Here is a 7,008-nt window from a genome sequence, read left to right on the forward strand (position 1 = left end):
CGGCCGTTGCCGACGCTGCCGGCGACGGTGCCGGTGGACGATGCCGGCGCGCTGATCCGGCGGCGCCCGGACGTGCGCCGCGCCGAGCGCCAGCTGGCCGCCTCGTCGGCAAAGATCGGCGAAGCGCTGACCGCGTATTTCCCGCAGGTCACGCTGCTGGGCAATATCGGCATGGCCGCGACCTCGCCGGGCGATCTCGGCCGCGACGCCGTCAACAGCGTGGTGGCGCCGTTCCTGCGCTGGTCGATCTTCGATTTCGGCGGCACCCGTGCCAAGGTCGAGCAGGCCCGCGCCGGCAACGCCGCGCGGCTGGCCGCCTACGAAGGCACGGTGCTGGCCGCGCTGCAGGATGCCAACGGCGCCCTGGCGCGGTTCGGCGCCGCGCGCCAGCAGGCGCTGGCCGCGGACAAGGCCGCGGCCTCGGCCGATCGTTCCGCCGCGTTGCTGCAGCAACGCTATGCCGCCGGCGCCTCGTCGCTGATCGATGCGCTGGACGTGCAGCGCCAGCAGGCTTCCGCCCAGGACAGTGCGCTGCAGGCGCACACCCAGGTGCTGCTGCGCTACGTGGCCTTGCAGAAGAGCCTGGGCCTGGGCTGGGCGGCGCCGGAGGCGCCGGCGTCCGCGCCAGCGCCAGCCACGGCGCAGTAAGCGCTTGCTGCTTTGACGAATCCCCAATCCCGACTCCCGAATCCCGCGCCGCCGCGCGGCGTGGCCGCCGCGGTATCGCCGACGCGGCGCCCACGGCTACACTGAGACTCACCGCGCCACGGTCGCCGCCGCATCGGCGCTGCGCACGACGGCGTGCTTCACGGGGAATCAGCGATGGCGTTGAGCGAAGCGAGAACCGACCATCTGCCGGCACCGCCGCCGGCCAAGGGCGCCGGCTATGTGTCCATCGCCGGCCTGCGCAAGGAGTTCGACGGCTTCGTCGCGCTGGACGACATCGACCTGGATATCGGCCAGGGCGAGATCTTCGCGCTGCTGGGCGGTTCCGGCAGCGGCAAGTCGACGCTGCTGCGCTGCCTGGGTGGATTCGAGCAGCCCAGCCGCGGCCGCATCGTGCTCGACGGCCAGCCGCTGGATGGGCTGCCGCCGTACCAGCGCCCGCTCAACATGATGTTCCAGTCCTATGCGCTGTTCCCGCACATGAGCGTGGAGCAGAACATCGCCTTCGGGCTGAAGCAGGACGGCCTGTCGCGCAGCGCCATCGCCAGCCGTGTCGGCGAGATGCTGGAGCTGGTGCGGCTGGGCACGCTCGGCAAGCGCAAGCCGCACCAGCTCTCCGGCGGCCAGCAGCAGCGCGTGGCGCTGGCGCGCTCGCTGGCCAAGCGGCCGAAACTGCTGCTGCTGGACGAGCCGATGGGCGCGCTGGACAAGAAGCTGCGCTCGCAGATGCAGCTGGAACTGGTCTCGATCATCGAGACCTCGGGGGTGACCTGCGTGATGGTCACCCACGACCAGGAGGAGGCGATGACCATGGCCACGCGCATCGCGCTGATGGAGCAGGGCCGCATCCGCCAGGTCGGCACGCCGGGCGACATCTACGAGTCGCCGAACAGCCGTTTCGTCGCCGAGTTCATCGGCTCGGTGAACATGTTCGAGGGCCGCATCGGCGAGGACCATCCCGACCACGTGACCGTGTTGTGCCCGCAGTTCCCGGTGCCGATCTACATCAGCCACGGCATCACCGGCGTGGAAGGGCAGGAGGTGGCGTTCGCGGTGCGTCCGGAAAAGGTCTGGATCACCAAGGGCGAACCCGAGCAGACCTACAACAAGGCGCGCGGCACCATCGAGGACATCGCCTATTTCGGCAGCCACTCGATCTTCCACGTGCGCCTGCCCAGCGGCATCCGCGTGCAATCCAACTTCGCCAACCAGAAGCGCTGGGACAGCGAAGGCATGACCTGGGGCGACACGGTGTGGGTGTCGTGGGACGACAACGACGGCGTGGTGCTGACCGCATGAGCGCGCCCGTCGTCCCGGTGCCGCCGCAACCGACGCCACGGCTGCGCCTGCAGCAGCGCTTGCGCCTGGGGTCGCTACCGGCGCTGCGCTGGCTGGTGATCGCCGCGCCGTACCTGTGGCTGCTGCTGTTCTTCGCGATCCCGTTCCTGATCGTGCTGCGCATCTCCTTCGCCGAGCAGGCGATCCGCAGCCCGCCGTACAGCGCACTGCTGGAGTTCCGCGACGGCGTGCTGACGCTGAAGCTGACCCTGCAGAACTACCTGGCGCTGCTGCGCGACCACCAGTACATCGAGGCCTACTGGGGCTCGATCAAGATCGCCGGCATCTCCACCGTGCTGACCCTGCTGATCGGTTATCCGATGGCCTACGCGATCGCGCGGCTGTCGCCGTCGGCGCGCAACATCGCGATGATGCTGGTGGTGCTGCCGTCGTGGACCTCGTTCCTGATCCGCGTCTACGCCTGGATCGGCATCCTCGACAGCAACGGCGTGCTCAACCGCGCGCTGCTGGCGCTGGGCCTGATCGATGCGCCGCTGCACATCCTCTACACCCCGGTTGCCGCCTACATCGGCATCGTCTACTGCTATCTGCCGTTCATGGTGCTGCCGCTGTACGCGACCCTGGTCAAGCTCGACCAGCGCCTGCTCGAGGCCGCCTACGATCTCGGCGCGCCGCCGTGGAAGGCGTTCCTGACCGTGACCCTGCCGCTGTCGCGGCCGGGCATCGTCGCCGGCTGCATGCTGGTGATGATCCCGGCGGTGGGCGAGTTCGTGATCCCGGAGATGCTCGGCGGCCCGGACACGCTGATGATCGGCCGGGTGCTGTGGGGCGAGTTCTTCAACAACCGCGACTGGCCGACCGCTTCGGCGGTGGCGATCGCGATGCTGGCGCTGCTGATGGTGCCGATCCTGATCTTCAACCGCTACCAGCAGCGCCAGCTCGAAGGCGGTCAGGCATGAGCGGCGCGCGCGGCGGCATGGGCAGGGTATTGCGCTGGACGGTGCTGGGCGCCGGCTTCGCCTTCCTGTACCTGCCGATCCTGCTGCTGATGGTGTATTCGTTCAACGCCTCCAAGCTGGCGACGGTGTGGGCCGGCTTCTCCACCAAGTGGTACGGCGAACTGCTGCGCGACCGGCAGATCCTGCAGGCGGCGTGGATCAGCCTGAAGGTGGCGTTCTGGACCGCCACCGCGTCGATGGTGCTCGGCACGCTGGCGGCGATGGCGATGACCCGCTTCCGCCGCTTCCCCAGCAAGAGCCTGTTCGGCGCGCTGGTGACCGCGCCGCTGGTGATGCCGGAGGTGATCATCGGCCTGTCGATCATGATGATGCTGGTATCGATGGGCGGGGTGCTCGGCATCCCGCCGAAGGGCGTGATGGCGATCTGGGCCGCGCATGTCACCTTCACCCTGTCCTTCGTCACCGTGGTGGTGTCCTCGCGCCTGCAGGAACTGGACCGCTCGCTGGAAGAGGCGGCGATGGACCTGGGCGCCAACCGGCTCAAGGTGTTCTTCCTGATCACCGTGCCGATCATCGCCCCGGCGCTGGTGTCGGGCTGGCTGCTGGCGTTCACCCTGTCGCTGGACGACGTGGTGATCGCCAACTTCGTCGCCGGCCCGGATTCGACCACGCTGCCGATGACCGTGTTCTCCTCGGTGCGCATGGGCCTGAAGCCCAAGATCAATGCGCTGGCCACGCTGATGGTGCTGGCGGTGTCGATCGCCGCCGTCGTCGGCTGGTGGCTGATGGCGCGCAGCGAGAAGCGCCGCCAGCGCGACATGCAGTTGGCGCAACAGCAGGGGGGATGATGTGCGCTGCTTTTCCGTGGAGCGGCGTCAGCCGCGACACGCATTGCCGGTAAGGCCTGTCGCGGCTTAAGCCGCTCCCACAGGATCTTGCGGCGGGCTTGCCTGGTGCACTGTGGGAGGGACTCCAGTCCCGACGCATTGCGCCATCGGAAAGCACGGCGCGTCGCTCCTGGCTGCTGCATGACAGTCGACTCACACAGGCCACGCGGAACACTGTGAGCCATCGCGCTGTATGGCATCGCCACGTCGCCGCAACGTCCACGGCGCTAGGCTGGCCGGACACTTTTCCAGGAGTCCGCGCGATGCCTTACGACACCGTCAATCCGGCCAACGGCCAGGTCGAATACAGTCTCGAGCTGATGGATGCCGCCGCCGTCGAACAGCGCCTGGCCGCTGCGGCGCAGGCGTTTCCGGGCTGGGCGGCGACGCCGCTGGAGCAGCGCGGCGCGCTGCTGCGCAAGGTCGGTGCGCAACTGCGCGAACAGCGCGACGCGATCCAGCGGGTGATGACCGCGGAAATGGGCAAGCTGCGCAAGGAGGCGCTGGCCGAACTCGACAAGTGCGCCGCGGCCTGCGACTACTACGCCGAGCATGCGGCGGACTACCTGCGTGAGCAGGCGGTGGCCACCGATGCGCAGCGCAGCTACGTGCGCTACGAGCCGCTGGGCTGCGTGCTGGCGGTGATGCCGTGGAACTTCCCGATCTGGCAGGTGTTCCGCTTCCTGGCGCCGGCGCTGATGGCCGGCAACGTCGCCCTGCTCAAGCACGCCAGCAACGTGCCGCGTTGCGCCGACGCGATCCGCAAGGTGCTGGCCGACGCCGGCGTGCCGGACGGGGTGTTCGACGTGCTGCACATCGACAACGACCAGGCCGCCGAGGTGTTGCGCGATGCGCGCGTGGCCGCGGTCACCCTGACCGGCAGCGAGCGCGCCGGCCGCTCCATCGCCGCCAACGCCGGTGGGCAGCTGAAGAAGTGCGTGATGGAACTGGGCGGCAGCGACGCCTTCGTGGTGCTGGACGACGCCGACCTGGACGCCGCCGTGGCCGCGGCGGTGAAGTCGCGCTTCGACAACGCCGGGCAGACCTGCATCGCGGCCAAGCGTTTCGTGGTGGTGGAGGCGATCGCCGACGAATTCGTGCGCCGCTTCGTCGCCGCCGCGGCCGAGCGTCGCCTCGGCGACCCGCAGGACGAGGCGACCACGCTGGCGCCGATGGCGCGGCAGGACCTGCGCGACGAACTGCACAAGCAGGTGCAGGCCAGCATCGCCAAGGGGGCCAAGCCACTGCTCGGTTGCGAGCCGGAACGCGACAGCCACGCCGGCTATCCGGCCTCGATCCTCGACCAGGTGACGCCGGGCATGCCGGCCTACGACGAGGAACTGTTCGGCCCGGTCGCGGCGATCCTGCGTGTGGCCGACGAAACCGAAGCCGTGCGCGTGGCCAACGACACCACCTTCGGCCTGGGCGGCAGCGTCTGGACCCGTGATCGCGCCCGCGGCGAACGCGTGGCCTGCCAGCTGCAGTGCGGCGCCGCCTTCGTCAACGCCATCGTCAAGAGCGACGTGCGCCTGCCGTTCGGTGGCATCAAGCGCTCCGGCTTCGGCCGCGAACTGGCCGAGCATGGCATCCATGAGTTCATGAACATCAAGTCGGTGTATGTGGCTTGAGTTGGGAATCGGGAATGGAGAATTGGGAATGGGAGAAGCGGCGGCGCCTGATGGCGCCGTCTGTCACGGATGATTGCTGCACGCCTAACGATGCAGCGTTACCTCATGCCTGCGGCGCGCTGTCCATTCCCGATTCCCGTTTCTCCATTCCCGCCGCCGCTGCGCGGCGGCTCACAACCACCTCGCCCGCTTGAACGCCACATACAGCGCCACGCACACCGCGGCGACGCCGCCGACCATCAGTGGGTAGGCCCAGGGCCATTCCAGTTCCGGCATCTGTTTGAAGTTCATGCCGTACCAGCTGGTGATCAGGGTCGGGGCGGCGAGCAGGGCGGCCCAGGCGCCGAGGCGCTTGACCGTCTCGCCCTGGGCCAGGGTGACCAGCGACAGGTTCACGCTCAGCGCGGTGCCGAGCATTTCGCGCAGGGTGTCGATGGCGTCGTTGGTGCGCACCGCATGGTCGAGCACGTCGCGCACGTACAGCCGCACTTCCTCGGCGATCAGCGGGCCGGGGTGGCGCTTGAGGTGCGCCAGCACGTCCTGCAGCGGCGCCACCGCCAGACGCATCTGGTTTAGTTCGCGCTTCAGTTCGTACAGGCGGATCGCGGTGTCGCGCCGATACGACTCGGCGAAGATGTCGGCCTCCAGCCGTTCCAGGCTCTGCCGGAAGGCGTCGAGGATCGGCTGGTAGTTGTCCACCACATAGTCCAGCACCGCGTAGAGCGCGTAGGACGGGCCGAGTTTCATCAGCGAGGCCTCGCGTTCCAGCCGCTCGCGCACCGGCGCGTAGGGCAGCGAGGCGCCGTGGCGCACGGTCAGCAGGAAGCGCGCGCCGAGGAAGGCGTGGGTTTCGCCGTAGACGATGCGTTCGTCGATCACCTGCGCGGTGTGCACCGCCAGGAACAGCGAGTTGCCGAAGGCCTCGACCTTGGGCCGCTGGTGCGCCTTGCGGGTGTCCTCGATCGCCAGTTCGTGCAGCTGGAATTCCTCCTTGAGCTGCTGCAGTACCGCGTCGCCGGGCTCGTACATGCCGACCCAGACAAAGCCGTCGTCGTGGCCGGTCAGCACGTCGCTGATCTGCTCCAGGGCGATGTCGTGGCGGCGTCCGTGGCCGTCGTAGTGCACGCAGTTGATGACGCAGGCGGGATTGGCGGTCGCGGAGGCCATGGCGGGAGTGGGTTCGGCGGAGGCGCGCGTGGCGAGTGGCGCGACGGTATCAGGGCTGCGGGCGAGGGCGGGTGAGCGCCCAGGCCAGCGCCGCGTGCACCGGCAGCAGCAATGCGATCCATTGCAGGTTGAACTGCGGCTGCAGCATCGACAGCCAATGGATCAGCAGTGCGGCGCCGGCCAGCGCCACCACCAGCCACAGCAGCACGTCGAACCAGCGTCCGGGGCGGCGCCCGCGCAGCACGGCAAGACCGCCGAACAGCAGCGGCAGGCACAGCGGATCCAGCAGCAGCAGGTTGCGGTTGCCCCAGGCAGCGCGATGCTCGCTGAAGCCCCACAGGTACAGCAGGACCGCGCCGCCGAGCGCGCACAGCAGCCAGAACGGCAGCGCCAGCGCGGCCA

Annotated in this window: 6 protein-coding genes and 1 pseudogene; 5 read left to right on the forward strand and 2 right to left on the reverse strand. The window is 68.9% G+C overall.

Annotated elements, in window-relative coordinates; all coding sequences use genetic code 11:
• The 5 genes from D180_RS07210 to D180_RS07230 form a co-directional block, all read left to right on the forward strand.
• A partial coding sequence (locus D180_RS07210) for a TolC family protein (RefSeq protein ID WP_017912268.1) occupies window positions 1-648 on the forward strand: 648 nt, incomplete at its 5' end.
• A 174-nt stretch (window positions 649-822) separates the two neighbouring features.
• Window positions 823-1,965 (forward strand): polyamine ABC transporter ATP-binding protein, encoded by a 1,143-nt coding sequence (gene potA, locus D180_RS07215; protein WP_017912269.1) that lies wholly within the window; start codon window positions 823-825, stop codon window positions 1,963-1,965.
• On the forward strand, window positions 1,962-2,924 hold the full coding sequence (locus D180_RS07220) for an ABC transporter permease subunit (RefSeq protein ID WP_017908175.1): 963 nt from the start codon (window positions 1,962-1,964) through the stop codon (window positions 2,922-2,924). The genes potA and D180_RS07220 overlap by 4 nt, the downstream gene beginning before the upstream one ends.
• Complete coding sequence (locus D180_RS07225; protein ID WP_017908176.1) at window positions 2,921-3,772, forward strand: ABC transporter permease subunit; 852 nt, start codon at window positions 2,921-2,923, stop codon at window positions 3,770-3,772. The genes D180_RS07220 and D180_RS07225 overlap by 4 nt, the downstream gene beginning before the upstream one ends.
• A 302-nt stretch (window positions 3,773-4,074) precedes the next feature.
• On the forward strand, window positions 4,075-5,439 hold the full coding sequence (locus tag D180_RS07230; protein WP_017912270.1) for an NAD-dependent succinate-semialdehyde dehydrogenase: 1,365 nt from the start codon (window positions 4,075-4,077) through the stop codon (window positions 5,437-5,439).
• A gap of 171 nt (window positions 5,440-5,610) precedes the next feature.
• On the opposite strand, the gene D180_RS07235 is transcribed toward D180_RS07230, so the two are convergent.
• Both D180_RS07235 and D180_RS07240 read right to left on the reverse strand, forming a co-directional pair.
• Entirely contained in the window at window positions 5,611-6,606 is a 996-nt protein-coding gene (locus D180_RS07235; RefSeq protein ID WP_017912271.1) for a magnesium and cobalt transport protein CorA, read from the reverse strand.
• 49 nt (window positions 6,607-6,655) lie between these two features.
• Window positions 6,656-7,008 (reverse strand): annotated as a pseudogene (locus D180_RS07240) (hypothetical protein); the annotation flags it as partial.

It is taken from the genome of Xanthomonas sp. SHU 166, assembly GCF_000364685.1.
GTDB classification, from domain to species: domain Bacteria; phylum Pseudomonadota; class Gammaproteobacteria; order Xanthomonadales; family Xanthomonadaceae; genus Xanthomonas_A; species Xanthomonas_A sontii.

Bases quoted from the DNA above. Each gene is read 5' to 3' on its own strand.
- D180_RS07230 (WP_017912270.1), top strand. From the start codon at position 4,075: ATGCCTTACGACACCGTCAATCCGGCCAACGGCCAGGTCGAATACAGT.
- D180_RS07220 (WP_017908175.1), top strand. From the start codon at position 1,962: ATGAGCGCGCCCGTCGTCCCGGTGCCGCCGCAACCGACGCCACGGCTG.
- D180_RS07225 (WP_017908176.1), top strand. From the start codon at position 2,921: ATGAGCGGCGCGCGCGGCGGCATGGGCAGGGTATTGCGCTGGACGGTG.
- potA (WP_017912269.1), top strand. From the start codon at position 823: ATGGCGTTGAGCGAAGCGAGAACCGACCATCTGCCGGCACCGCCGCCG.
- D180_RS07235 (WP_017912271.1), bottom strand. From the start codon at position 6,606: ATGGCCTCCGCGACCGCCAATCCCGCCTGCGTCATCAACTGCGTGCAC.